Below are 25447 nucleotides of genomic sequence, written 5' to 3' on the forward strand. Positions count from 1 at the left end.
CGGCCGCTCGAGCGGCGCTAGGCCGGGCAGGCGGTACCGTCTGCGGGGAGTTTGCCGTCCTTCAGATAGTCGACGACCGCCCGCTGCGCGCAGCCCGAGTGCGTGGCCACCGGATGACCGAAGCCCTGCCAGGACAGCGCCGCGTGACGGGCGCCGGCGGAACCGAGCGCGCCGGTCACCGACGACTGACCACCGTTGCCGACCACCGGGTCGGCGACCCCGCCGAGTACGAGCACCGGGATGTCCAGCTTCTCCGGCATCGGTGGGGCGGTCGACACCGGCCAGGCGGCGCACTCCATCAGTCCGATGGCCGCCGCTTTGCCGAAGACGGGATACTTGCCCGCCCAGGTGCCTGCGAGCTCGGTGGCCTTGTCCGGCGTCGGCGGCAACTGCGTGTCGGTGCACCGGTTGACGAACTGGCCGTCGCTCGCGATGGCCGCGCTTTCACGGGTGATCAGAGCGTCCAGCGAGTCCCGGTCGCCGCGGCCGGCCGCGGCGAGCGCGTCGGACAGCTCGGCGACCCGAGCGGCCTGATCGGCACGCGGGCTGCCGAGAAAGCCCGACACCGCGGTGAGCAGGGCGTTCGCCGAGATGTCGCCGAGGCCACCGCTCCCGGCCCGGTTCACCAGATCGATGACCGCGGCGCGCGGGTCGGCGCCGAGCGAGCAGCCGACGCCGACGCAGCGCTGCGCGAACGCCGTCAGCGCCGCCTCGGCGCCCTGCACGGCTTGTTCGGCACGGGTCACGGAGTCGGTCCCGACCGGCTCGGGGGAGTCGAGCGTCAGCCGGGCGAGATGGTCACCGTATTTGCGGGCATAGCTGAGCGCGACCTTCGCGCCGTTGCCCGTGCCCAGTAGCGCGATGTGCTCCACCTGCCACTGCCTGCGCAATTGTTCGATGTCGTCGGCGGCGTGCGGAGCGTCGAAGGCGCCCTCGTAGGGCTGCAGGAAGTCGCGGCAGGCGATGGTGCCGTCCTGGCTCAGCTTCGTCATCCGCGCCACCGGGTCGCCCGCGGACTGGGCGTTCTCGGCCAGGCCACGGCGGATGTCCGCAGGCAGGCAGTCGATCGGCTGTGAGGTGCCGATACCGCGCCGGTCCACCGCGACGATCGGGCGGGCGGCCAGCAGCGCGGAGGCCGGGCCCGCGGCCAATCCGGCCAGGGTGGCGGAGGAGGAACGATCCGAACCGGAGGTGAGCACCAGCGGCGGCGCGTCGGCGGGGGTCTGCGCCAGCCTGGCCCGCAACGCGCCGGCGCGGAAGCTGCCCAGTACCGCGCCGGTCGAGTCGATCGGGGTGGAGTACTCGGCGCAGTCGAGCACCAGCCCCGCGGGCGCGGGACCGAGCCCGAGCTGATCCAAGGTCGGCTGGGTGCATTCCCGCCAGCCGAGGTCGGTCTTGGGCAGCTCGGCGCTCGGCGGCGGCGCGGGTGCGGCGGAGGTCGTCGCGGTGCCCGCGACGGGCGGGCGCTGCACCGCGACACCGGGACGATCCGACGGTCCCGCGCCGCAACCGGCGGTCACGATCGAGAGGGTGGCGGCAAGCACGGCGGCCCGAGTCCAGCGCATTGCTACAGCCTGCCAGGTTCGGGTGGTTCTTTCATCGACGGGCCCACCGGGTGAGCATCGTGCCGTCGTCGTCCAGCAGCACGTGCGCGCGCGTCATGCGGACGCGGAACTCGTGGGCGGACAGCGAGATTCGCCGCGCCGCGCCGCCGACCAGCAGCGGCGCGGTGGTCAGGCAGAGTTCGTCGACCACGTCGGCCTCCAGCAGCTCGCCGAACAGGTGCGGGCCGCCCTCGGTGAGTACCCGCAGCAGGCCGCGCTCGGTGAGTACCCGCAGCAGGCCGGCCGGCGTCACCGCGATGTCACCCGCTTCGATCACCTCGGCGCCCGCGTCCGCCAAGCGCTGTTTGCGGTCGTCGGGTGCGGTGACCGTCGTGATGATCAGCGGCGGCACTTGGGTATCGGTGAACAGGCGCGCGCCCGGGTCGAGCGCCGCGCTCGCCGTGACCACCGCGATCGGCGGCGGGGCGCCGTCGGGATGGCCCCCGATGCCGCGCTCGTGGAACGCGCGCCTGCGCGCCGGGTCGGTGCGCGCCCCGCCGTAGTTCTCCGCGCGCGCCGTGCCCGCGCCGACCACGATCACCTCGGCCAGTTCCCGCAGCAACATGAACACCGTCCGGTCGGCCGGCGTGCCCAGTCCTTCGGTGAGGTTCCCGCTGGTCGCGGCGCCGTCGATGCTGGAGACGAAATTGGCCCTGATCAAAGGCGCGTCGAGCGCGGTGGGGAAGGCGTACAACTGCGCGAGGTCGTCGGGGCTTAGTCCTGTGAGCTGGATCGCATTCTGGCTACGCTGCATGAGACCAGATCACACCACGTCTCTAGGCTTCGTTCATGCAAGAACGCCTCGTCGATCGGCACCCGGAGGTCCCGGCCGATCAGCTCGTCGCCCAGATGGTGCCTCCGCCCATGTTCGACGAGGTGAGCTTCGCCTCCTACATCCCCGACCCGAAGGAGCCGAGTCAGGCGGCCGCGGTCGGCAAGGCCGCGGAGTTCGCCGGACAGGTCGCCAAGATCAGCAAGGCCGCCGGCAAGAAGAGCTTCTTCGGTAAGAAGAAGCAGGTCAGCGGCGCGGGCCTGTATCTGGACGGTGGGTTCGGTGTCGGCAAGACCCACCTGCTCGCCTCGATCTTCCACAGCTCGCCCGCTCCCAAGTCGTTCGGCACGTTCGGTGAGCTGACAAATCTGGTCGGCGCGCTCGGTTTCGCCAACGCTCTCGAGCGCCTGTCGGGCAACAGCGTGCTGTGCATCGACGAATTCGAACTCGACGATCCCGGCGACACCATGCTGGTATCCCGGTTGCTCACCGAACTGTCCGCCGCCGGTGTCTCGATCGCGGCCACGTCGAACACGTTGCCGGGTCAGCTCGGCGAAGGGCGTTTCGCCGCACAGGATTTCCTGCGCGAGATCAAGAAGCTCGGCGCCATCTTCGAGGCGGTGCGCGTCGACGGGCCGGACTACCGCCACCGCGACCTGCCGCCCGCCCCGGCGCCCACCGCGCCGGAGGTGCTCGCCGAGCGGGCCGCGAGCACACCGGGCGCCACCCTCGACGAGTTCGACGCGCTGCTGAAGCACCTCAGCACGCTGCATCCGTCGAAGTACGGCGCGCTGATCTCCGGAGTGTCGTCGGTGTTCGTCTCGAACGTGCATCCGGTCACCGATCAGGCCGTGGCGCTGCGCATCGTGGTGCTGGCCGACCGGCTCTACGACGCGAGCATCCCGGTGACGGTGTCGGGTGCGAAACTCGACGAGATCTTCTCCGCGGAGATGCTCGAGGGCGGTTACCGCAAGAAGTACCTGCGTGCCATCTCGCGTCTTCTCGCGCTGTCGCGGTTCGAAGTCGCGGCCTGACGCGACCTCGACCCTCCGGCGAGACCGACGGGTGCGAGCCCGAGAACCGATGATTGGAGCAGCCGAATGGCCCCTGGTTTCCGTGCCCCGGTCGCGATGGCAGCCGGTCTGGCGGTTGCCTTCGGACCGGTAGCAGGCATCGCGCAGGCCGATCCGCCCGCGGCCGTCGTAGCCGATCCCGCTCTGCACCTGCGGGGGGTGCAGAACGCCCGCGACATCGGTGGGTACCGCACGGCCGACGGCCGGATCGTGCGCACCGGTCTGGTGTTTCGCACCGGGCAGCTGAACAACGCGACGCCGGAGGATTTGGCCGCGCTGAGCGATCGCCGTGTGCGCTCCGTCCACGACCTGCGCACGGTCTACGAGCGGACGCTCGGGCCCGACCGGCTGCCCGCCGGCGCGACAGCGCACTGGGCCGACGTGATCGGCCAGGCTCCACCGGAGGTCATCGCCACCACGCTCACCGGTGGCGATGGGCTGTATCGCGCGTTCATCACAGCGCCGGGCGCGAACGAGGCTTTCGCCTCGGTGCTGCGCGACATCACCGGCGCCGACGGGGCGGTGCTGTTCCACTGCACCGCGGGCAAGGATCGCACCGGCTGGACGGCGGCGGTGCTGCTCACCCTGCTCGGGGTGGATCGGGCCACCGTCACCGAGGACTACCTGCTGTCCAACCGGTTCCGCAACGCGAGCCAGGACGATCCGCTCAACGGTGTCCAGGCGTCCTGGCTCGACGCCGCCTTCGACCAGGCGAACCTGACCTATGGCAGTTTCGACGCCTACGTCCGGGACGGACTGAGGCTCACCGACGGCGATATCGCCGCCCTGCGGGCCCGGCTGCTGGGCTGAGCGGCGTCTCGGCCGAACATCCACTTCGGGGGTCCCGGGCCGGGGCGTGCACTACGATCCCGGCATGGCGAAGTTTGAGACATGGGACGGCCTGGAACTCAATTACCGGGTCTGGGAGGGCGAGGGCGTCCCGGTCGTCCTTCAGCACGGGGTGGTCGCGGACACCAACGCGAACTGGATGAGCACCGGCGTGGTCGGGGCTCTGCAAGCCGCCGGGCACACCGTGGTCTCCCTGGACGCTCGGGGCCACGGTCGTTCCGGCAAGCCGCACGAGGCGGCGCGGTACTCGTGGCAGGCCATGGCGCGTGACGTGCGCGCGCTCTACGACGAGCTGGGCTTCGACGAAGTCGCGCAGGTCGGATACTCGATGGGCGGAGTGATCTCGCTGATGGTGGCCGCGACGGTGCGGCGGCTGGCCGTCGGTGGCATCGGTTCGGGTGTGCTGGACTGCGGCGGCGTCGACCGCCGCGTGATCGACCTGCCCGACCTGCAAGCAGCGATGACCGGCGACGGCGCGGGCGCGTCACCGACCGCGAAGATGTTCCGGGTGCTGGCCGACGCGGTGGGAGCCGACGTGGACGCCATCCACGCGGTGGCGACGGGTCTCGACGACCGTCCCATCGAGACTCTGGCGGACATCACCGTGCCCGCGCTGGTGCTGGCGGGCGCCGACGACCCGTTCGCCGCCGAACCCGAGCGCCTCGCCACGGCGCTGCCGAACGGCGCGCTCGCCGTGGTGCCCGGCGATCACCTGATGGCGGTGGTGAACCCCGTGTTCCACACCGCGCTCGTGGATTTCCTGCGCTGAGCCGGAACTAGAAGACCAGCCGCAGTACATAGTCGCGATGCATCTGGTTGCCGACGGTGAATGTCCTGGTGCCCACCTCGGCGAAGCCGTGCTTCGCGTAGAAGCGCCGTGCGCGCGCGTTCTCCTGGTTGACGCCGAGCCAGACGCCGGGATGCCCCTCGGCACGCGCCCAGTCCAGCGCGGCCTTCATCAGCGCGGTGGAGACCCCGGTGCCGTGGTGGCCGGGTAGCACGTACATCTTGCTGATCTCCACCATCGGGTGCGGCCCGACCGACTCCACCACCGCTGGGTCGGCCGGGCCGCCCGTCACCAGCATCGCGTACCCGACGATCTCGTCGTCCGCGACGGCTTTGAGCACGATCCTGGCCGGGTCGTTGAGGTATTCGCCGAAGCGTTCGCCCGACAGCGCTTCGCCGACGAAGACATCGATGTCGTCGGGCGTCGCCTCGGGCGGACACGCGAGCGGAAAGGTCGCCGCCGCGACGTCGCTGAGCGCTTCCGCGTCCCACAGCCCGGCCCGGTCGACGATGACTGGGAGGTTGCTCATACCTCCATCAGAGCACATACCCAGCGCCGGAGGTGGCGGCCCACACCTTGGATGAGACACCCATAGCGCCGGCCCGAGGGACGATGGCGGCCATCGACAATGAACACGGCATGGGCCGGACTCCTGCTGAGCGGCCCAGCGACCGTCACGGCGTGAATAGGAGAGTCCGGCGTGACTGTCGCTTCTCGCGCGCAGATGTAAACATACTTCTCATGTTCAAGAGCATGATTTTCAGTGCTGCCCGACCTGGCCGCGTCGCCCGCGAACCGCGGCGGATGACCGGGCGATTCCGGGTGGCGTGCGCGGTGGTGACGGCCGCCGCTCTCGCGGCGGGCGCCGGTGCGGCGGGGGCCGACGGATCGGCGTCATCACCTGATCCGGTCGCTTCCGCGGGGTGTGCTGCGCCTGCGGCGGCGCCGGGGCGATCGACGCCGAGATTCGTCGCGGGCGACAGGGCCGGTACCTACATCCAGGACGTTCCCCGCACCGAGCAGGGGCGACCGGCACCTGTCGTGTTCGACCTGCACGGCTATCTCGAATCGGCGGAACTCGAGCACGTCGGCAGCGGTATCAGTGCGCTGGGGGCCGCCGAGGGGTTCGTGACCGTCACCCCGCAACTCGAGCAACCGGGCCTACCCCGCTGGGACTTCGGTGAGGGCAGCGGGGACATCGCCTACCTGTCCGATCTGATGTCACACATCGAGTCGTCGCTGTGCGTCGACCGCCGCCGGATCTACGTCACCGGCTTGTCGATGGGCGCCTTCACCACCTCGTCGCTGGCATGTCAGCTCTCGGACCGGATCGCGGCGATCGCGCCGGTGGCCGGACTGCAGGACTTCGCGTGGTGCCGCACCGAGCGTCCGGTGCCCGTGGTCGCTTTCCACGGCACCGCGGATCCGATCGTCGCCTATACCGGCGGCACGGGTCCCAACGCCCGGTTCCTGCCTGCCCCGGACGGCTCGGGTTCGGTCGTGCGGCCGGACGCCGGAACGGGCCGCCCGGTGATCACCGGGCCGGGCCCGGAGAGCATTCCGGCGCAGGCGGCGGCATGGGCGCGCCGGAACGGCTGCGGACTCGACCCCATCGGGCGGCAGATCGCTTCCGACGTCACGCTGTCGAGCTATCCGTGCCCCGCTGGAAGCGCCGTCGAGTTCTACTCGATCATCGAGGGCGGCCACACGTGGCCGGGCAATCCGTCCGTGGTGTCGCCCGTGCCGTTGGTCGGCGCCACCACCGCGTCGATCAGCGCCGACGAGATCATGTGGGATTTCTTCCTGGCTCATCCGCTGGAAGGTCCCCTGCACCGCTGAGGGTCACGCGGAACCCACCGGCGGCCACCCGACCAGCACCCCGGCCTACCCCGCGCCGGACTCGGTGGGCTGGTCCAGCGTCTCCGGGCGGGGAGCGGTAGGCGCGCTCGCGACGCGCTGGGAGTGGAAGACGCGGGACAGGGCGATCAAAGCCACGGCGAACAGCAGCGGGATCACGAAGCCCGCGCGGTGCCCGGCACTCGCCGCCACCGCACCGACCACGCCGCCGCCCAGCAGGGTCCCCGCATAGTTGAACAGATTGAGACGCGCGATCAGCGCGTCGAGTTCCCGCCCCGTCGCCAGTTGCCCGGCCGCGCTGAAGCACAACGGCGCGATCACGGGCAGTCCGGCGCCCGCCACGAGGAAGCCCGCGATCGCGACGGCCGGACTCGGCGCGGCCACCACGAGCGCCAGGCCGAAACCCCCCATGCATGCCGCGGTACGCACCACCTTGCGCGGGCCGAAACGGCGCACCAGCGCATCGCCTGCGACCCTGGCGACCAGCGCCGTCCCCTGATACGCCGCGAAGGCGAGTGCCGCGGTCGCCGAACCGGCGAGCAGGTCGTCGGTGAGGTACAGGGCCGACCAGTTGCCCACCGCCAGGTCGACGGCGAAGACGAACGCCGCCGCGATCCCGAGTGCGAGATACGCGCGCAACGCGACGGCCGGCCCGGGTGCGGCGGTCTCGATGGGACTGGTCTCGGCGTCCCGCGCGCCGAGCAGCCCCGGCCCGAGCGCCCAGCCGAGCAGCAGCACGATCGCCGCGGCCACCAGCAGCGATTCCCGCAGCGTCACCCCCAGCGCCTCGCACCCCGAGACGAACAGCGCCCCGGCAATGGTTCCGGCGCTCCACGCGGCGTAGAACGACGACAGGATGAACGTCCCGTAGCCGTGCTGGATGAACACCGCCTGCATGTTGGTGCCCGCGTCGACGATCCCCACCGCGGTCCCGTAGCAGCCGAGCGCTGCCACCAGCAGGGCCGTGTTCGGGGCGAACGCCGCCGCCGAGCCGGTGACGGCCACGAGCAGCAGCCCGATCCGCACCGCCGCGCGGCTGGACCAGCGCAGCGCCAGCCGCTCCGCCAGCACGCTGCCGCCGCCCGCCAGCAACGAGATCAGCACCACCGAGACGGCGATCACCCCGTCCGAAAGGCCGAAATGCTCCTTCTGCTGCGGCAATTCGGTCAGCACGACGGCGAGGAAGAAGCCCTGCGAACCGAACGCGAACGAGTTCGCGATCCGGGCGCGCCGCAGGACGGGCGCGATCGAACTCATGGGCGCAGGGTAGCCGGGCAGTGGCGACGGCGCGCGGCGACCCCGGCCGGGGCGATCGGCCACGGTGATCGGACGGCACGTCCGGGCGCGCGGCCTGGCCGACACCGGTGATCGGTGTCACTATCGAAGGGCCGCAACAACACTCGCGAACCGAGGGGAACCGACCGGATGAGAGAGCTGCCCGCGGACTTCTTTCACACCCCGCATGCCTTCTACCAGCAGTTGCGCGCCGAGGGGCCGGTGCACCGGATCCGCTTGCGTACCGGCGTTCGCGCCTGGCTGGTGGTCGACTACGACACCGCCAAGCAGGTGCTGCGCCATCCCGACGTCCGCAAGGACCCGCGCACTCCGGTGGGCGCCCACGCACGGCGATCAGCCTCGGGCGACAGCGGCGTCACCGCGGTCAACCAGCGCCTGAGCCATCATCTGCTCAACGCCGACCCGCCGCGGCACTCGCGGCTGCGCAAACTCGTCGCCCCTGCGTTCGCACCCGCGCGAACAGAGGCACTCGCGGCACGGATCGTGGCGATCGCGGAGGATTTGCTCGATGCGATGGATCGCACCGCGGGCGCAGGGCCCGTCGACCTGCTCGCTGAGTACGCCTTCCCGCTGCCCATCACCGTGATCTGCGAACTGCTCGGCGTGCCGGTCGAGGACCGCGCGCGGTTCCGGGAGTGGTCGGCGGCCGTGGTGGACAGTCCCATGTCCACCCCGGAGAGTATGCGCACCGCGACCGACGCCATCGTCGACTACTTCGATGGGCTGATCGCCCGACGGCGCGCGCAGGGTCCGGGCGAGGATCTGATCTCGCAACTGCTGCTCGTCACCGAGGAGGGGGACCGGCTCAGCCACGACGAGCTGATCTCCATGGCCTTCCTGATCCTGGTGGCCGGTCACGAGACCACGGTGAACCTGATCGGCAACAGCGTGCTGGAACTTCTGGCCGATCCGTCCCGCTATCAGGCCCTGCGCGAGGACCCGGCGGGCGTCGCACCGCTGGTGGAGGAGATGCTGCGCTACAACGGACCGGTCAATGTGGCCACCCTGCGGTACACCGCCGCGCCGGTGCGGCTGGGCGACAGCGTCATCCCGGCGGGTGAGCTGGTGCTGGTCTCGGTGGCCTCGGCCAATCACGACGAACAGCACTTCACCGCGCCCGGGGCATTCGACCCGGATCGCGGCGCGAACGGTCACCTGGCCTTCGGCCACGGCATCCACTACTGCCTCGGGGCGGGTCTGGCCCGGCTCGAGGCCCGCGTCGCGCTGACCAGTCTGGTGCGGCGCTATCCGCTGCTGCGGCCCGCCTTCGACGACGTGGACCTGCGGTGGCGGGAGAGCATCCTGATCCGCGGGCTGCTCGAGCTTCCCGTCGTTGCGGCGAGTGCGCCCGCAGTACGCTGAAGAGCGGATTCGGTCGACCGACTTTGCTGCGCGCCGCAGGCGACGTAGTCTCCTGCGCATGACAAGCGGAAGCCGCATCGGGATCGTCGGTGCGGGTATCGCAGGTCTCGCCTGCGCGAAAGTGCTGAAACAGGAGGGTTTTCCGGTCGAGATTTTCGACCGCGCACCCGATATCGGTGGCGTGTGGAGCGCGACCCGGCGATACCCGGGACTGCAAACGCAGAACTCCAAGGACACGTATCACTTCTCCGACTTCCCCATGCCCGCCGACTACCCGCGCGTCCTCGACGGGCCGCAGATGCAGGCCTATCTGGCCGCCTACGCCGAGCACTTCGGGCTGACCGAGCACCTGCGGTTGCGCACCGAGGTGGTGGCCGCCGATCCGGTGGACAGCGGCTGGTTGCTGGAAATTCGCGACGAGAGCGGAATTCATCGGGCCTCGTGCGACCACCTGGTGATCGCCAACGGCATCTTCAGCGACCCGGCGATGCCGGAGTATCGCGGCGCGGACTGGTTCCGCGCGGCGGGCGGGCGCCTGTGCCACTCCTCGGAGTTCACCGATCTGGAGTCGGTGCGCGGCAAGTCGGTCGTCGTGGTGGGTTACGGCAAGTCCGCCTGCGACATCGCCACCGCGGTCAGCGAGGTCGCGGCCTCCACCTCGGTGGTGGCCCGGCGGCTGCTGTGGAAGATGCCGCGCAAGCTGGCCCGGGTGATCGACTACGAACGGCTGATGCTGACTCGCTTCGGTGAGGCGCACTTCCATTACCTGCGGCCGCGTTGGATGGACCGGTTCCTGGACGGACCGGGGGAATCGGTGCGGATCAGCAACTTCGACCTGATCCAGGAGCTGGTCACCAAGCACTCCCACCTGCGCGAACTCGGTCTGGTGCCCGGCGGGCGGTTCGAGGAGATCGCCGACAGCACCGTCGGCCTGGTCAGCGAGGGCTTCTACGAGCAGGTGGCCAACGGACGCATCACGGTGCACCGGGACACGACGATCACCGAGATGGGCGGCGGTCCGAAGGCGGCGCCCGGGATCCGGCTGTCCAACGGGCAGGTGCTGCAGGCCGACGTCGTGATCTGCGCGACCGGATTCCAGCAGCGCGTGCCCTTCCTCACGCCGTACATCCAGCGCAGGCTCACCGACGAGCACGGCAACTTCCGCCTGCACCGCCAGATCCTGCCGCTCGAGGTCCCGAACCTGACCTTCGCCGGCTACAACTCGTCGGTCATCAGCACGCTGAACGCCGAGGTAGCCGCGCACTGGACCGCAGCGCTGCTCACCGGAAGGCTCGATCTGCCGCCCGCCGAGAATCTCGACGAGCAGATCGACGCCCGCCTGCGCTGGATGGAGGAACGCACGCCCGGCCACCACGCACACGGCACGGCGGTCGTCCCGTTCTCCATCCAGAACATCGACGAGATGCTCGGCGACCTGAAGTTCCGCCTGCCCCTGCACACGCGTCTGGCGCAGGTGTTCCGCCGGATCAAGCCGGAGTCCTACCGGGGACTGGCCACCCGCCGCAAGCCGGGGCGGGGACCGGCGGCACCGCCGACCACCCCGATCGAGGCGGAACTGCTTCCCTACGAGGGCGGCGGCGGCCGGGTCAACCACTAGGCCTCCGTTGCCGCCCCGGCCAGGCGGCGATCCGCCCTGTGGTGGGGTATGTAGCGCGCAGGTGATCCGGCGCGCCGGTTCCGGTTCCATCGTGCGACGCGGTAGGCGGCGGGCAGATCGCCGCCCCGCGCGCAGCGACTCCTCCGGTCGCCGGTCAGCGGAGGGGTGTGTGCGCACAATTGCATCGACTGCCGAACTCGGGCGTCGTCCGACGAAATCGTGCCGGGGTGTCGGGCAAGTCGCGGGGCTCGGTGCGAATAGCCGTTTCCGACGTCGTCGCCCGAGCGGCCCATGGCCGACGTGCGTGGTGCATATCCGGAGGTCATCGGGCACATGAACACGAGGGACGGCGTTATGGCGTGCTCGATCGTGGACGATTTGGTCGACGACTGTCCGGAGTTGCCGCCCGGGTGCGACTCGCCCCCGCTTGTCGCCCGCGCAATACCGGGGCCCGCTGTTTGCGTTGGCGATAATCCAAGGGTGGAAGCGCTGGACATGAATCTCCTCGTGGCCCTCGACGCACTGCTGGACACCCATAGCGTCACCCTGGCCGCGCAGCGCCTACACACCTCGCCGCCCGCGATGAGCCGGACGCTGGCCAGATTGCGCGGCGTGCTCGGCGACCCGTTGCTCGTGCGCGCGGGTCGCAACCTGGTGCCGACACCACGGGCACTGGAATTGCGCTACGAGGTCAGCACACTGGTCGAGCAGGGACGCGCGCTGCTGACACCGCGCGACGACCTCGACCCCGCGGCGCTGCGCCGGACGTTCGGCGTGCAGGCGGGCGACATGGTGCTCACCGAACTGGCCGGGCCCCTGCTGTCGGCCGTACGCGCCCAGGCGCCGGGCGTCACGCTGCGCTTCCTGTCCGACTCCCTGGAGGGCACCGCCGCGTTGCGCGACGGACGTGTCGATCTCGAAGTGGGAGTGATCGACCACACCGACCCGGAGACCACCGTGCGCAGAGTGCTCACCGACCGCGTGATCGGCGTCGCCGCCGCAGACCACCCCCTGGTCACCGATCGCGTCACCGTCGCCGCGTACGCCGCCGCACCGCATCTGAGCATTTCGCGCAACGGCCGTTCGCACGGCCCTATCGACGACCGTCTCGCCCTGCACGGCCGCACCCGGCGAGTGGTCGCCACCGTGCCGACACTGACCAGCGCGCTGTTCGCGGTGCGCGGCACCGACCTGGTCTGCTCCGCGCCCGCCATGCTGAGCGCCGCCACGCTACCGGCGATCGGATTGGGCGCCTTCGAGATACCGCTGCCGCTGCCGGAGGCCGCGATCGGGATGGCGTGGCATCCGCGCAACACCGCCGACGGAGGGCATCGCTGGCTGCGCGACCTCGTCCAGGAGATCCTGCTGCGTTCGGCGGGCGCGGCGCGTCCGCCGAAGCGGCGGCGCGTCAGAGTGGCTCAGGACACCGGCGGCGGGCTGGAGAGCCGGTAGTCGGCCGGCCTGCGCTGCGCTTCGGTGCGCTCGGAGGGATAGCCGTTCGAGGTCGAGTCGAACAGGTCGGAGCGTCCCAGCGGTGCCGCGGCCGTGCGCTTGAGCTCGTCCAGCATGGCTTGCAGCTTGTCCACGTGGGTGTTCTCGACCGCTGTCCGGTCGTCCTCACCGGCGCGGTGCGCACCGGTGAGTCCGGTGCCCGGTGTCGCCCCGTTCTCCGATCCGCTGTGCTGCGTGCTCGGGGTGGACGCGACGATGCTCTCGTACGCGGCGTTCTCGGTGGGGGAGTAGGAGGCCGTCGAGGGGGCGGGTTCGCGCGTCTCCCGCCGACCGGTACTCGGATCGCGCGGTGCCGGCGGGGTGAAAGGCGATACGGGCTCCCGCGGTGTCGGCGTGGTGAAAGCGGGCTCACGCGAGGGTGGGGCGGTGAAGTTCGACGCCGGTTCGCGGGGTGCGGTGAAGCTCTGGCCGGAGGAGACGTTCGAATCCAGTGCGGTGAGCGTGGGCTCGCGCGGCGGTGTGAAACCCGTCTGCGCGGCGGAATTCGGTTCGGCCGCCGCGTGCACCGGCTCCCTGGGTGTGCTCTGCGGTCGCGCGCCGTTGCGGGAAACGGCCGCTTCGCCGGCATCGCTCTTTCGCGCCGCGGGTTCGGCGCCGCCGTGCTCCGCCGTACGTGCGTTCGCCCGTCCCGCGGCCGCCCGGGGAAGCGAGCCTGCCGGGCGCTGCGCCGCCGTCCGATCCTCCGGAGCCGGGTCGTCGCCGGATTCCAGGAGCTGCACCCGGGTGTCGAGACCCGAGATATCCTGTGCGGCACGGAAAGCCCATGCCTCGAGTTTGGCCAACCGCCCCTCGGCGGTCGGTTCGCTCACCACGGTCTGCGCGCCATCGATCCGGGCCGCCACCGCGTCCAGCTTCTCGCTGACCTCTCGGAGAGCCGACGCGATACTCGACAACATCGCGCCGATCGACTCGCCGGTCTGCTGACCGTGCTCCATCCAGTACCTACTTCCCCGTATCGGCCCAGCTCGCACTCGGCCGGACGATTCTATCCACCCAGTCGGACATCCGCGGCTCGCGAAGTATCGGCGGCGCACCGATCCATGACCTGATCGAAGCAGCCTAGGCCCCCGGAATTACCCCCCTGCAGGCGGATTACGCGGCGACCCGGTTTGTCCGGAAACCGGCCGACGCATCTGATCGGTCATTATCCGCCTGATTCGCGCCCTCCGCGACTCCGCGCTCGGGGCCGCCGCCGTGAGCTGCGTTACGCAGGCCGCGAGTTCGCCCGGATGGCGGGCGGCCGGCGCGTCATGGATGGCGGCAACTGTCAATTCGCCGATACCGAACTGCCCGGTGCCGACCGCGTGGCATGATGAAAAGCCTTGTGCCACAGAGAACAACGCCAATTCCGCTGATCGGTCACCTGCGCGGCACACCCGAGCGCGGGGTGAACGGGGCTGGCGAGGTAGCCGAGTCTGACGCACTCTTGATCTATGGCGTAGGTCGCCGGGCCTGCGGTGGTTTGTGCAGGGGAGTGGTCGCGTGAGAACGAAGCAGCGGGCGGAGATCGCCTGCGGGCGCCGGGCGATGCTCGCCGAGTTGGGTATCGGAGAGGCTTCCGGCCGTACGCGTGGGTCGAAAGCCGGTTATGCCTGCGGGTGCCCGGAATGCGCCGCCGCCCAGTGGGATATGCGGCGGCTCAAGTATTGGTTGTGCGGCAGGCTGCTCGCCTACGGGGCCGACGAAGCCGAAGTGGATCGGCGCATCGGCACATTGCCGGTGGACGTGTACTGGCGCATGGGCGACCGGGTGTACGCGATCGAGGTGCGCAGCGGCCCGCTGGAGCGGGGCCTCGCCCAGGAGCGCACCGAGCGGCTGCGCGCCGCGGGCTGCACGGATGTGCTGTGGCTTTGCCCGCCCGGCTACTGGGTGCCGTATCTGCACGCTCTCGGCATCGCCGACTTCGCACCCGCCGCCTGTGATTACCGCGCGGTCACCGGTGTGCTGGACACCGAGCACGCGATGGCGGCGCCGCGGCGGGAGCCGGTCGAACTGCGCGAGTTCATCGCGGGCTGGGTACGCGGCGAGTACGTCTGGGGTAATCGGGACGAGAGGACAGGAGGCTGGGCCACCGTGACCGACTGGGAATACCACACGAAGACGCAGGCCATGGTCATCGCCCGGCAGCGCCAGGAACTGGTCAACCAGCGCACGGCGCTGGCGGTGACTCGCAAATCATTGCGCGACAGGCAGAAACACCTGCTGAAGCTGACCACGCGACTGGAACGCGCGGAGCTGGCCGCCCAGAAACAGGCCGACGCCCTCGCCACCGCTCAGCGCACGATCGCCGATCACGATCGACTCGACAAGGCGTTGCGCAACACGATCGCCAATCTCGAGGTGACCATCGGCCGCTGGCAGCTGATCACGATCTGCGCGATGCTGCTGATCGTCACGTTCCTGGCGGCGGCGATGGTGGTGCGCTGAGCCGGAAGGGCGCCCGTTCCCACCGCCATTCGTGGCGCAGCACCAGCGCGAGGAAGTCCAGCAGTTCCAGGCCGGTCTTCGCGCGCACCTCGCGGAGCGCGGCCCAGTGCACGGTACCGCGCTCGACCAGGTCGCGCAGCATCCGCTCGCTGGTGGCGTCGACGGGGCGTGCGCGCAGATCGGGAACGCCGATGCGGCTGCCGGTCCAGACCAGCCAGCCCCAGCCGTTGGCGTGCGCGTGTGCTCGACCGGCCGCGGCCTTCACCCGGTTGACGTGGAAGCCGACGTGCCCGAGCGCGGTGACATCGATCAAGACCGTGCGGCCGTCGGTGAGCCGGGCGACGATGCTGGGATAGTGCACCCGTTCCGCGCCGTCGAGGTCGTAGACGACCGCCGCGGGGTGCTCCTGAAAAGTCTCGACCAGATCGCTGGCGTTGAGGATCCAGAGCAGCCTGGCCTCCAAACCGGAGTCGAACGGCACGTCGCGACCGACCTTGTCCAGGTAGAAGCGCCCGCGGCCGTCGTCGTCGCTGTCCACGGTGCGCGCGGAGACGGTGGGGACCGCGGCCGCGGCGCCCGCCCGAGGCCAATCGACCTGGCTCAGCCAAGGATTCAGTTGACTCGTCGCCCGTGGCTCGGCATCGTGCAGCTTCGCCAGGCGCCGGTTGGTCTTCTTCTGCCAGGCGGCGATGCGCTGAGTGACGAACCCGGCGATCCGCTTGGCGTCCTCGGCCGCGTGCCCGGCCAGCCGCAGCTTCAGGTACGACAGCTCGGTCGCGGCGATGTCGGTGTCGGTCGCGTAGGTCTCCACCAGGAGCGCGCGCACCAGTTGCCGGTCCCTCGCGTCGAGCGGATAGCGCGCGGACAGGACCGCGGCGGCGTGATGGCCGGACAGTTGCGCCATCCGGATCATCTGCCCGACCGCTTTGGTGTGCAGTTGCCGCACCCGGTCACGGGAAAGGTCGTAGCGAGCGCCGATCCGGGCCAGCGTCTCCGGTTTCTCCCCGCCCACCCCGAGCCGAGCCGTCAGCAGGTCGCCGTCCTTGGCCTTGTGGTCGGCGCGCAAAGCGATCAACTCGCCGAGCACCTCGTTGACCTCTTCGAGTTCGAACGAGATGTCATCCCGCAGATCGAGCGATTCGGGATCGTCGTCGTCCGGCGCCGCCCCTTGCGCGACCTCCGCACTGATCGTCACGCGACAACCCCCTGACTCGGCTCCGGCATTGTGCGCCACAGCGTATCTCCACCCACCGACACCGGACCCCTGCCGCGACCACCCGCGAACATCACGCCACAACGATAGAAGCCCGTCTTCCAGCGCCCCGCGCAGAGGACCCGCCCGGATGGCGCAGCGACGTAGCGGCGCGTAGTAAGCCGGCTGGTTCAGGGGTTCGGCGCCCGCTCGGGGCATTGCCATGTCACGCCGTCGATTCGGGGGTTCTCCTCGGCGACCTTTCTGAAGGCACTCGATCGTGAGACGCTGACGAGAGAGGAGTCGGCGGGAACGATGACAGCGAATCCGTTGTCGCGGGACCATTTCGCGGGAACGAGCACCCATACGTCGCCTCGTGCGACGAGGGCGCGGAAACATTGGTAGCGGAATCTCGGAGGCCGTTGGGGTTGGGCCTCGACCAGTGTCTCCGCGATCATGTTGGTCGGCACGTCAAAGCGTTCATCCGTCACGACGGAGACGACGGATTCCTTCGTCCAGAGATCGTGCGCAGCGGTTTGAGCGGCGTTGTCGCCGAGCCGGGTGGCGAAGGAATTCATCACGGCGAAGAGAGCCAGAAGGCTGATCGCGATCGCCACGGTTCGGCTTACTCGTGTGGTCGGTCCCGGTTCGTGTGTTCCGGTATCGCTCATCGAGGTGGACAGGACCCAGTAGCCGGCCACGACCAGAAGACCGCCCGAACCCAGCGTGATAGGCGCGAATGCCCAGGAGACGACGGCCCACCCGGGCGTGAGCCACGGCACCACGACGCCGGTGACGCCGGTGACGACGAAAATCGCTCCGAGCGCCAGCATGACGCGGCCGACGGTGCGAATCAGGCGCGGTCGCCGGCCGCTCCGGATGAAGCGGCCTGCGTAGGCGCCTACCCACACAGCGGCGAACCACCCGACGATCAGCAGCAACAGCGGGGCGTACAGCACGCCGACACTTCCCACGACATAGTCGCTGGTCGTGAAGCCGAGAGCGTCGCAATCCACACCGAAGAAGGCGAGCTTCTTGCGCGTGTACACGTAGCCGAAGTAGTAGCACAGCGCCGTGATGATCGTGGTCGGCGCGACGACCGCCCCGATCACACCTACCCATCGTTGGAGTATCGCCGGAGACGCCGGCGCGGCCGACTGCTCGGTCATCTCACGGTCCCGTCGGCGTGCCGCTGGGAGCGGGTGCTTGTCCGCCCGGTGCGCGTGGAGGTGGTGGCAGGGTGCCGCCGGGCGCTCCCGGCGGTGGCGGGGGCGGGGTCGTGAAACCCGGCAGTGGCGGGGCGGAAGGGCGAATGTTGCCTTCCGCTCCGGATGGTCGTCCACCTGGTGCGCGGGTTCGGAATTGTTCCGCGGTCGGGAACGAATTGCCCTCCGGTATCGGCGCCTGAGGCGGCGTTGCCGCCGGTCGAGACGCCGAGGGCGAATTCGCGGGGGAAACCGGCGACCCGGGTAGTGACGCACTCGGCGTAGAAAGTGGAGATGAGGCGGTCACGGCAGGTGATGCCGACCCGGGCGGTGTTGCCGGGTCTGTGGCGCTGCCCTCGCAAGCCGTGAACACGGCTACCGAAATTGCCAGTGCCGAGATGGTAGCGGCGAGTCGAGCGACTCGCGTGCGTGGTGAGCGATTACTTCGTGGTGACCGCATCGGAACTCCCTAATCCGACTACTCGAAATCAGGGAAGAGACTGCCAGGGCGTCGATGGTTGCTCACGGGTAGCCGACTACTTGTCTTTCGACTCGTGGAGCCCTCGCGGCGGTACGTCGGACTGCGGCCGACTACCCGGGAAGGTGGCGTTCGTGGGCCACAACAGAAACAGGCCCGGTGACCACCGGGCCTGACCTCGTGAGACGGTGGTGCACGATACTGGAATTGAGCCCGTGACCTCTTCCGTGTCAGTTATGGTATCGCGCTCCACCTGAGGAAATCCGAACAACTCCGATCAACTAGAATCGCACTCTATCAGCGCAAATGGAAGATTCGAGCCACTCCGGGCTACTGGGGAAGAACTCCGGCGGAACTCTGCGTGTGTGCCGTGGGTATTCACGCGGGCACCACCCTTACCCGCTGCGTGACCTGCCGAGGGGCGCTGGTAGTGAGGTCGCGGCGCGCGATGCGCGGCGACAGACGTGCCCCGTAGCCTTGTGGCATGGACCTCGGGGAACGGTTCCAATCCGTTCGGAAGCGTCGCGGGCTGACCCAGCGCGAGGTCGCGGAGTCCTCCGGAGTGTCCCTGTCGCTGATTCGCAAGATCGAACAGGGCGAACGCGACGACACCCGCATAGACACGCTGCGCCGGTTCGCGGTAGCGCTGGGTTGCCCGTTGACGGCCCTACTCGGCCCTGATCCCACACCGCCGCACGGCAATGGCGGGGGTGAGCTGTGGACGCCGACACGCGAAGCTCTGGCGTCGATGCGCGACGCGCCGACGGCGGCGGAACCGGTATCGGCGCGCAGCCTGGAAGCGGCCCTGTCACACGCCACGCGGTTGTATCACGACAACGAATACGAACGCCTGGCCCGTGTCTTGCCGCGTCTGCTAGACGAGGCCAATTCGGCCCCGGCGCTGTTGCGGTCGCGCACGCTGCAACTGGCCGGTTCGGTGATGGTGCAGACCCGCCAGCCCGATTCGGCGCGCATCGCGCTGAACCAGTCCCTGACCGACGCCGAGTCGACGGGCAACGTCCTGGACGCAGCGTCGGCGGTGATCACGCTGTGCTGGCTGTTGATTGTCGAACGGCAATTCGAGGCGGTGCGGCATCTCGCTACTCGGTGGGCCGACCGGGTGGAACCCCGGCTGTCCGTCGCGACGACGCGCGAGCTTTCGACCTGGGGATGGTTGTTGCTCCGGGCATCGGCGGCAGCGGTACGCGATAACCGGCCCGACGAGGCCGACGAGATGATGAGGCTTGCCGCCGCCGGTGCGGTCGCGGTGCGGCCGGAATCCGGCCCTTATCACCAGTACTGGACAACTTTCGACCAAGCCACGGTAGCTATGAAGCGGGTAGAGAACGCCGTGGTGGACGACCGCCCGGACGTCGCCTTGCGCCTGGCCCGCGATATCCCGCCGGACCAGCGGCCGACGTCGGACAACCGGAACCGACACCTGATCGACGTATCGGCGGCGCACGTGGAACTACGCCACTACGACGCCGCTTTCGAAGTGCTGGTGTCGCTGTCGCGTGATGCGCGGCCATGGTTGGTCGAACAGCGTTCGGCACGTGATCTGCTGGGCCGCATCATCTCCAAGCGTCGCACGCTCACGCCGGAAATGCGCGAACTCGCCGACTTGGTGCAGCTCGAATATTAACGGTCACAACCGATATCGGATGTGGCACTTCCCCGGCCACGTCCGGAAAGTGCCATTGTCGGCGGCCACTGTCCGCTGTGACGCTCGGCACAGCCGCGCCGTCGGGCCGAACTCGATTCCTCGCCGGCGGGGCTTACCAACGGCATCAGGGGGAAGGTGGGAATGGACGCGCTCGGATGGATAGACCCGTATTCACCGACACCGGAATGGGACACGGCGCAGGTTCGCAGATCGGCGCGGCGCTTGGGGTACCCCCTGCGGTTTGCCGATCCGACTTCCGTGCTCGGTCCTGTCGAACAACTCGAGTCCTCGGGGGCCGAGGTGGTATTGCTAGCGTCCTCGGCGCACGTGGACGCGGTCACGCTGGACCGGTTGATGTCGGTTGCCGACGTTGAATGCGCCACGCCGCGTGCGTCATTCGGGCGCTGGCCCGCACTCGGCGGGGTGCGCCGATGAGCGCGACGCAAGCTGCTCTCGTGTTCGTGATCGCGCTACCGCTGGCGGTCATCGTCGCAATGATCTTTTCGCCGTCCGACTACGACGACTGAAGTAGCGATGGCGGCAAATGAACGGAACTCTTATGCGTTGGCGCGCTTCTGTCCGAGAATCAGTCGAGTCGCATTCGTCGTAGAAACGGCGCCAGCAATCTCGACCGAGCGGGCCGCTGCGCGTCACCGGCCCTGTCCACTGTGTTGGCCGAAGAGCTCGAATCACGTTGATCAATAGTGGAAGCATCATTCGATTCGGTGCATCTAAGGCCATCAACAGCTCGATGACCTCGCCAGTGGAGTGCACATCGACCATGTCTTCCCATTCGCATGGATGAACACCGGCAGCTGGCGCGGACCGAATCTCAACCACGTCTGGAATTTCATCCTCGCTTGCGCGCCATGCAATCTGGCGAAGAACGCCAGGCAGCCGACGTCCGCCGAGATGGCTCCATAGCGAGAACGGATGGAAGCTGTACTTCCACCAGGGAACCGCGCAAACGCAAGACATCGACACAGCAGACCCGGCGCTGCCTACAGATCGTCGGCCAGGACCTCGTTGATCACCCGAAAACTGGCGATCTCGCGGTCGGGATCGTGGTCTGAGGCCTCGATCAGGGTGAGCAAGGCTTTCCACAGCGCCCAGCCCCGCGCCCGTGCCCACGTGGCATCATCGTGAGCGAGTACTCGGCGAAACGTCGCGCGGCTGTCCGCGGACAGCAAGGTCCAGGCAAGGACTAGATCGCAGGCAGGGTCCCCGACACCGCAAGTCCCGAAGTCGATGACAGCCGTCAACTTCCCGTCGGCTACCAAGAGATTGCCAGCAGCGATGTCACCATGGAACCACACCGGAGTCCCGTTCCACTCTGCCACCAGAGCGGACTCCCAAACTTCGGTAGCCCGCCGAACGTCGACACGTCCGGACAACACCTGTAGGCAGCGCCGGGTCTGCTCGTCGTAATACGCCGGGTGACTCCCGCGGTAGAAGCTGTGCGCGCCGGCGAAAGGGGCGCCGCTGGCATCGCATCGCTGCAACGCACCAATGAACTGCGCAACGTCGGCAGCAAACTCGGTCATGTCACCGATAACGGCCCTGTCGGCCGTGTCACCGGGCAGCCAATCACGCACCGACCACGAGTACGCATATCCGTAGCCCGCAACTCCGACCGCTAGCACCGTGGGGATCGCGACCGGCAGCATCGGCGCCAGCCGAGGCAACCAGATGCTCTCCTTCGCTACCGCCGGCGCATAGGCAGCCGCGGTCGGCAGCCGCACCGACATGTCCGAGCCCAACCGGTAGGTGCGGTTGTCCCAGCCGTCGACGGCCACCGGCGCAACCAGCAGATCGCCCCACTGCGGAAACTGCGTCCTGATCAGGCGCTCAACCAGTGCCGCGTCGATCCCGGCACGACCATCGACGGGAGCATCACCCACCACGTCATCCTGGACCTGGACCAGCAGTCCCGACAACCCGATTTCCATCGCAGACCAAGCGCTCGCCGCCACGACTCAACCGCCCGCACCGCGATCAACACGCTGGCTAGGATCCTGCGCGACACCGTCGACGAATAGCGCAGCGATCGAATACATGCACTCCACCGGTGAAACGGCCTCACCGAGATCACCCTGCGGCAGTGGGTGCCCTGGAACACCGTCCGTCCCGGATCGTAGTCAGAGGTGCCGCTGAGTGGGTGGGTTGGGCACGCGTTGGGCACAAACAAAATCAGACCCGGTGGAAACCGGGTCTGACCTGGTACTACGGTGGTGCGCGATACTGGGATTGAACCAGTGACCTCTTCCGTGTCAGGGAAGCGCTCTCCCGCTGAGCTAATCGCGCGAGGTGGAGACGGGAATCGAACCCGTGTGCACGGCTTTGCAGGCCGTTGCCTCACCACTCGGCCACTCCACCGCGCAAAGGGGGACGGCGTTATGTTGCCTGGCCCTACCTCTCGAGCGGATGACGGGATTCGAACCCGCGACCCTCACCTTGGCAAGGTGATGCGCTACCAGCTGCGCTACATCCGCATTCTGCCTCCCCGGGGCTCGTTTCCGGCCTCCGTGGTGCGAGACAGAACATTAGCGGACGCTCGGTGAAAGGCACAAATCCGCTGGTAGAACGGCGGAAATCCGCAAGTTGAATGGTGTGACGCCGGTGGCGCGTGTGGTGGATGGGGGAGGGGAGGCTCCGGTCGCCGCTTCCGGCGGTGCGGACGTCGAGCCGGCGACCGGTCGCGACGGCATAGAGGCGAGCGTGCGGCTGGGCGGAAAAGGGCTGCCAGGTGAGTGGAGGTTCCGCCGAACCGTTCCTGTCTGATGGCGATTTGGTGAACCGCCGGTGGCGCGTGCTAATGTTTCCTCTCGTCCGGAGGGCACCCCGAGTCGCCGGAAAAATATCAGGTCTCATAGCTCAGCGGGAGAGCGTCCGCCTCACACGCGGAAGGTCGCTGGTTCGATCCCAGCTGGGACCACTCCCATATGCGAGACCGGTGCACTTGGTTGCCCGGTCTTCTTTCTTCTCCCCGCCAGGTGTGCCCACTGGGTCGGCGCGCGGGCATCTCCCCTCGAACATTCGGCCTCGGAACCGGCACTCTGTTGCGCTGTGACCTGAGTCACATTATGGTAGCGGTTGCCGTCATCGCGACCGGAAACCTTTTCACAGGCTTTGGGAAGTCTTTACTATTGTCGCGACCGCCGTGTCAGGGGTCGTGCTCCACCGATGGGGGACGGCCCGAGCTTCGCCCGCCGCTCGCCTTCGATGCCAAGAACATGTTTGACCGATGAACCGGGACCACCACCCGGCGAAGGAGAAAATATGTCCACCGACACCGATTCCGCACCCCGGACGTCGCCGCACGCGCACATGGCCGATCGGCTGACCCGGATCGCCCGTAACGATCTACCCGCGTCGATCGTGGTTTTCCTTGTCGCCCTTCCCCTTTCGATCGGCGTGGCGGTGGCTGCCGGCGCGCCGGTCGCCGCGGGCCTGATCGCGGCCGTGGTCGGCGGCGTGGTGGCGGGGCTCCTCGGCGGTTCCTCGATCCAGGTCAGCGGGCCCACCGCGAGCCTCACCGTGGTCGTCGCCGAGAGCGTGCACCATTTCGGCTGGGCCGCAACGTGCTTCATCACCGTCGGCGCGGGCGTGCTGCAGATACTCTTCGGGCTGAGCCGGGTCGCGCGCGCCGCGCTTGCCATCGCCCCGGTGGTCGTGCACGGCATGCTGGCGGGCATCGGTGTGGTGATCGCGCTGCAACAGGTGCACGTGCTGCTCGGCGGGAACTCGCTGAGTTCGTCGTTCGCCGCGCTGGCCGCCCTGCCGCAACAGCTGACGTCGGTGCGCACGGGTGACCTGTGCGTCGGGCTCGTCGTGATCGTCATCCTGATCGCCTGGCGATTCGTGCCGCCGCGGGTGCGCATGATCCCCGGACCGCTCGTCGCCGTGGTCACCGCCACGCTGCTGGCGCTCGTCCTGCCCACCCACGTCGAGCGGATCGTGCTGAACGGCTCGTTGCTGGACTCCCTGGGCCTGCCCGCCGTCCCCTCCGGCGGCACGACCGCCGTCATCACGACGATGGTGACGATCGCGCTCATCGCCAGCGTCGAGAGCCTGCTGTCGGCCGTCGCGGTGGACAAGATGCGGCCGGGCCACCGCACCGACTTCGACCGGGAGCTGATCGGGCAGGGGTCGGCCAACGTCGTGTCCGGCCTGCTCGGCGGCCTGCCGATCGCGGCCGTCATCGTGCGCAGCATCACCAACGCGAACGCGGGCGCGCGCAGCCGGGCGTCGACCGTGCTGCACGGAGTCTGGATCCTGCTGTTCGCGGTGGCGCTGGCCGGGCTCGTACGGCAGATCCCGACCGCCGCGCTGGCCGGACTGCTCATCTTCGTGGGCGCGCAACTGATCAAACTCGCGCATATCCGGCTGGCCAGACGAGCGGGTGAGATGTACGTCTACCTGGCGACGGTGCTGGGCGTGGTGTTCCTGAATCTGTTGCAGGGCATGGTGCTCGGTCTGGTTCTCGCGTTCGCGCTGCTGCTGTGGCGGGTGGTGCGCGTGACGATCGTGGCGGCCCCCGTCCCCGGCTCGCGACGGTGGGTGGTCGGCATCGATGGCACGTGCACCTTCTTGGCCTTGCCGAAGCTGACCGCGGAACTGGCGAAGGTTCCGGCGGGCGCGGATGTGACCGTCGAGATGACCGTCGATTTCCTGGACCATGCCACGCACGAGTTCCTCACCGAATGGGCTCGTGAGCGTGAATCTGTCTCCGCGACCGTGGAATTCGCCGAACTGGGCAGCGCGCGGATGGCCACCGCCTTGGCCGGGCCGCCCGAGCGCAGGCATGTGCGCCAGGTCATCGACCAGGTGATCGGGCCGTGGCGGCGCTCGGGCAACGGGGAGGACCGCATCGCGGCGGGCATCGCCGCCTATCACCGCGGCCACGCCCACGTGCTGCGCCCGCACCTGGACAAGCTGCGCCATCGGCACGACGCCGACTCGTTCTTCCTGACCTGCGCGGACGCGCGGATCGTGCCGAACGTCATCACCAACAGCGGACCGGGCGACCTGTTCACCGTGCGCAACGTGGGCAACCTGGTGCCGGTGCGCGGTGGGGACGTCTCGGTGGAGGCGGCCCTGATCTACGCGTTGGAGCGGCTGGACGTGCGCGCGGTCGTGGTATGCGGTCATTCCGGCTGCGGTGCGATGGAGGCGCTGCACCGCGAGGTGCGTGCCGGGACCGGTCTCGGCGACTGGCTGGCGCATGCGCGCCCGAGCCTGGAGCGCTATCGGCTGGGGCATCCGGTAGCCGCCGCTGCGGCCGTCGCGGGGTTCGGCGAGGTGGACCAGCTGGGCATGGTGAACGTCGCGGTGCAGCTGGAGACGCTGCACGCGCACCCGGTCGTGCGCCGGGGGATCGAGGAGCGGGGTGTGGCGGTCTCGGGGTTGTTCTTCGATCTCGCCACGGCTCGCGTGATCGAGGTCATGGTCGACGGCATCGCGGAGTTCGGCGACCAGGAGAGGCGGATCGCCCCGGAGCCGGTCTGACCAGGCGATGTGCGGTGCGTCACGGTGATAACGACGAGAGGACAGTGGGGAGCTACACACAATCGGCGAACTTCTCAGGCTTTGCTAAGTCTTTACCAATACACTTGTCCGTGTTTACATCTCGACTCATCGCTGTGTCGGGACTGCTTCACCGCGAGATGCCGGTTCGCGGTCTTGTGCCCTGCTGGACATGTTGATCGTCAACCGACCTCGGCGAATCAGCCGAGTCGGCGAAGGAGAG

General features: G+C 68.8%; 18 protein-coding genes and 4 tRNA genes. 11 read left to right on the forward strand and 11 right to left on the reverse strand.

Features of this window, described 5'->3' with window-relative positions:
• Positions 1-17: 17 nt before the first annotated feature.
• The gene (locus NG1_RS28955; protein ID WP_062976068.1) at positions 18-1565 is read right to left on the reverse strand and encodes an alpha/beta hydrolase; all 1548 of its coding nucleotides are present in this window, start codon (positions 1563-1565) and stop codon (positions 18-20) included.
• A 31-nt stretch (positions 1566-1596) separates the two neighbouring features.
• Complete coding sequence (locus NG1_RS28960; RefSeq protein ID WP_062976070.1) at positions 1597-2358, reverse strand: pyrimidine reductase family protein; 762 nt, start codon at positions 2356-2358, stop codon at positions 1597-1599.
• Positions 2359-2393: 35 nt separating this feature from the next.
• On the opposite strand from NG1_RS28960, the gene zapE reads away from it, so the two are divergent.
• The 3 genes from zapE (at position 2394) to NG1_RS28975 (ending at position 5067) form a co-directional block, all read left to right on the forward strand.
• Positions 2394-3410 (forward strand): cell division protein ZapE, encoded by a 1017-nt coding sequence (gene zapE / locus NG1_RS28965; protein WP_062976072.1) that lies wholly within the window; start codon positions 2394-2396, stop codon positions 3408-3410.
• A gap of 66 nt (positions 3411-3476) precedes the next feature.
• Entirely contained in the window at positions 3477-4259 is a 783-nt protein-coding gene (locus tag NG1_RS28970) for a tyrosine-protein phosphatase (RefSeq protein ID WP_062976074.1), read from the forward strand.
• Between the two features lie 64 nt (positions 4260-4323).
• Positions 4324-5067 carry an alpha/beta fold hydrolase gene (locus NG1_RS28975; protein ID WP_062976132.1) on the forward strand — a complete coding sequence of 248 codons (744 nt, stop codon included), beginning with the start codon at positions 4324-4326 and terminating at the stop codon, positions 5065-5067.
• Between the two features lie 7 nt (positions 5068-5074).
• Here NG1_RS28975 and NG1_RS28980 read toward each other — a convergent pair whose 3' ends face one another.
• Complete coding sequence (locus NG1_RS28980; protein ID WP_062976076.1) at positions 5075-5614, reverse strand: GNAT family N-acetyltransferase; 540 nt, start codon at positions 5612-5614, stop codon at positions 5075-5077.
• A 212-nt stretch (positions 5615-5826) separates the two neighbouring features.
• Between NG1_RS28980 and NG1_RS28985 the strand changes: the two genes are divergently transcribed.
• Positions 5827-6924, forward strand: coding sequence for a CE1 family esterase (locus NG1_RS28985; RefSeq protein WP_157114289.1), 1098 nt, complete (start codon positions 5827-5829; stop codon positions 6922-6924).
• A 45-nt stretch (positions 6925-6969) separates the two neighbouring features.
• Here the strand turns inward: NG1_RS28985 and NG1_RS28990 are convergent, their stop codons facing one another.
• A complete protein-coding gene (locus tag NG1_RS28990; protein WP_062976080.1) occupies positions 6970-8199 on the reverse strand; it encodes an MFS transporter in 1230 nt (409 codons plus the stop codon).
• A 168-nt stretch (positions 8200-8367) separates the two neighbouring features.
• On the opposite strand from NG1_RS28990, the gene NG1_RS28995 reads away from it, so the two are divergent.
• The 3 genes from NG1_RS28995 to NG1_RS29005 all read left to right on the forward strand — a co-directional run bounded on the left by NG1_RS28995 (position 8368) and on the right by NG1_RS29005 (position 12670).
• Complete coding sequence (locus NG1_RS28995; protein ID WP_062976082.1) at positions 8368-9600, forward strand: cytochrome P450 family protein; 1233 nt, start codon at positions 8368-8370, stop codon at positions 9598-9600.
• Positions 9601-9658: 58 nt separating this feature from the next.
• Positions 9659-11218 (forward strand): flavin-containing monooxygenase, encoded by a 1560-nt coding sequence (locus NG1_RS29000; RefSeq protein WP_084499272.1) that lies wholly within the window; start codon positions 9659-9661, stop codon positions 11216-11218.
• A 480-nt stretch (positions 11219-11698) separates the two neighbouring features.
• Positions 11699-12670: a LysR family transcriptional regulator gene (locus tag NG1_RS29005; RefSeq protein ID WP_174315513.1), complete on the forward strand. Its 972-nt coding sequence runs from the start codon at positions 11699-11701 to the stop codon at positions 12668-12670.
• Here the strand turns inward: NG1_RS29005 and NG1_RS29010 are convergent.
• Positions 12637-13665 carry a hypothetical protein gene (locus NG1_RS29010; RefSeq protein WP_062976084.1) on the reverse strand — a complete coding sequence of 343 codons (1029 nt, stop codon included), beginning with the start codon at positions 13663-13665 and terminating at the stop codon, positions 12637-12639. The two genes, NG1_RS29005 and NG1_RS29010, sit on opposite strands and share 34 nt — an antisense overlap.
• A gap of 547 nt (positions 13666-14212) precedes the next feature.
• Here NG1_RS29010 and NG1_RS29015 point away from each other — a divergent pair.
• Positions 14213-15157, forward strand: a complete 945-nt coding sequence (locus NG1_RS29015) for a hypothetical protein (protein WP_245660110.1) — start codon at positions 14213-14215, stop codon at positions 15155-15157.
• Here NG1_RS29015 and NG1_RS29020 read toward each other — a convergent pair.
• Both NG1_RS29020 and NG1_RS29025 read right to left on the reverse strand, forming a co-directional pair.
• Complete coding sequence (locus NG1_RS29020) at positions 15123-16352, reverse strand: sigma factor-like helix-turn-helix DNA-binding protein (RefSeq protein WP_084499273.1); 1230 nt, start codon at positions 16350-16352, stop codon at positions 15123-15125. The two genes, NG1_RS29015 and NG1_RS29020, sit on opposite strands and share 35 nt — an antisense overlap.
• A 188-nt stretch (positions 16353-16540) precedes the next feature.
• Positions 16541-17518 carry a hypothetical protein gene (locus NG1_RS29025; RefSeq protein WP_062976089.1) on the reverse strand — a complete coding sequence of 326 codons (978 nt, stop codon included), beginning with the start codon at positions 17516-17518 and terminating at the stop codon, positions 16541-16543.
• A 998-nt stretch (positions 17519-18516) separates the two neighbouring features.
• Between NG1_RS29025 and NG1_RS29030 the strand changes: the two genes are divergently transcribed.
• Positions 18517-19677 carry a helix-turn-helix domain-containing protein gene (locus NG1_RS29030; protein ID WP_062976091.1) on the forward strand — a complete coding sequence of 387 codons (1161 nt, stop codon included), beginning with the start codon at positions 18517-18519 and terminating at the stop codon, positions 19675-19677.
• Between the two features lie 1022 nt (positions 19678-20699).
• Here the strand turns inward: NG1_RS29030 and NG1_RS29035 are convergent.
• The 4 genes from NG1_RS29035 to NG1_RS29050 all read right to left on the reverse strand — a co-directional run bounded on the left by NG1_RS29035 (position 20700) and on the right by NG1_RS29050 (position 22190).
• The gene (locus tag NG1_RS29035) at positions 20700-21635 is read right to left on the reverse strand and encodes an aminoglycoside phosphotransferase family protein (protein WP_245660111.1); all 936 of its coding nucleotides are present in this window, start codon (positions 21633-21635) and stop codon (positions 20700-20702) included.
• Between the two features lie 292 nt (positions 21636-21927).
• Positions 21928-22002: transfer RNA gene (locus NG1_RS29040), tRNA-Val, on the reverse strand.
• Position 22003: 1 nt separating this feature from the next.
• A tRNA-Cys gene (locus tag NG1_RS29045) sits at positions 22004-22074 on the reverse strand.
• A gap of 43 nt (positions 22075-22117) precedes the next feature.
• Positions 22118-22190, reverse strand: a tRNA-Gly gene (locus NG1_RS29050).
• A gap of 371 nt (positions 22191-22561) precedes the next feature.
• Here NG1_RS29050 and NG1_RS29055 point away from each other — a divergent pair.
• Together NG1_RS29055 and NG1_RS29060 are read left to right on the forward strand one after the other, a co-directional pair.
• Positions 22562-22633, forward strand: a tRNA-Val gene (locus NG1_RS29055).
• Positions 22634-22977: 344 nt separating this feature from the next.
• Positions 22978-25206 carry a SulP family inorganic anion transporter gene (locus NG1_RS29060; protein ID WP_062976093.1) on the forward strand — a complete coding sequence of 743 codons (2229 nt, stop codon included), beginning with the start codon at positions 22978-22980 and terminating at the stop codon, positions 25204-25206.
• Positions 25207-25447: the final 241 nt, after the last annotated feature.

The organism is Nocardia gamkensis NBRC 108242 (assembly GCF_001612985.1).
Taxonomy (GTDB): domain Bacteria; phylum Actinomycetota; class Actinomycetes; order Mycobacteriales; family Mycobacteriaceae; genus Nocardia; species Nocardia gamkensis.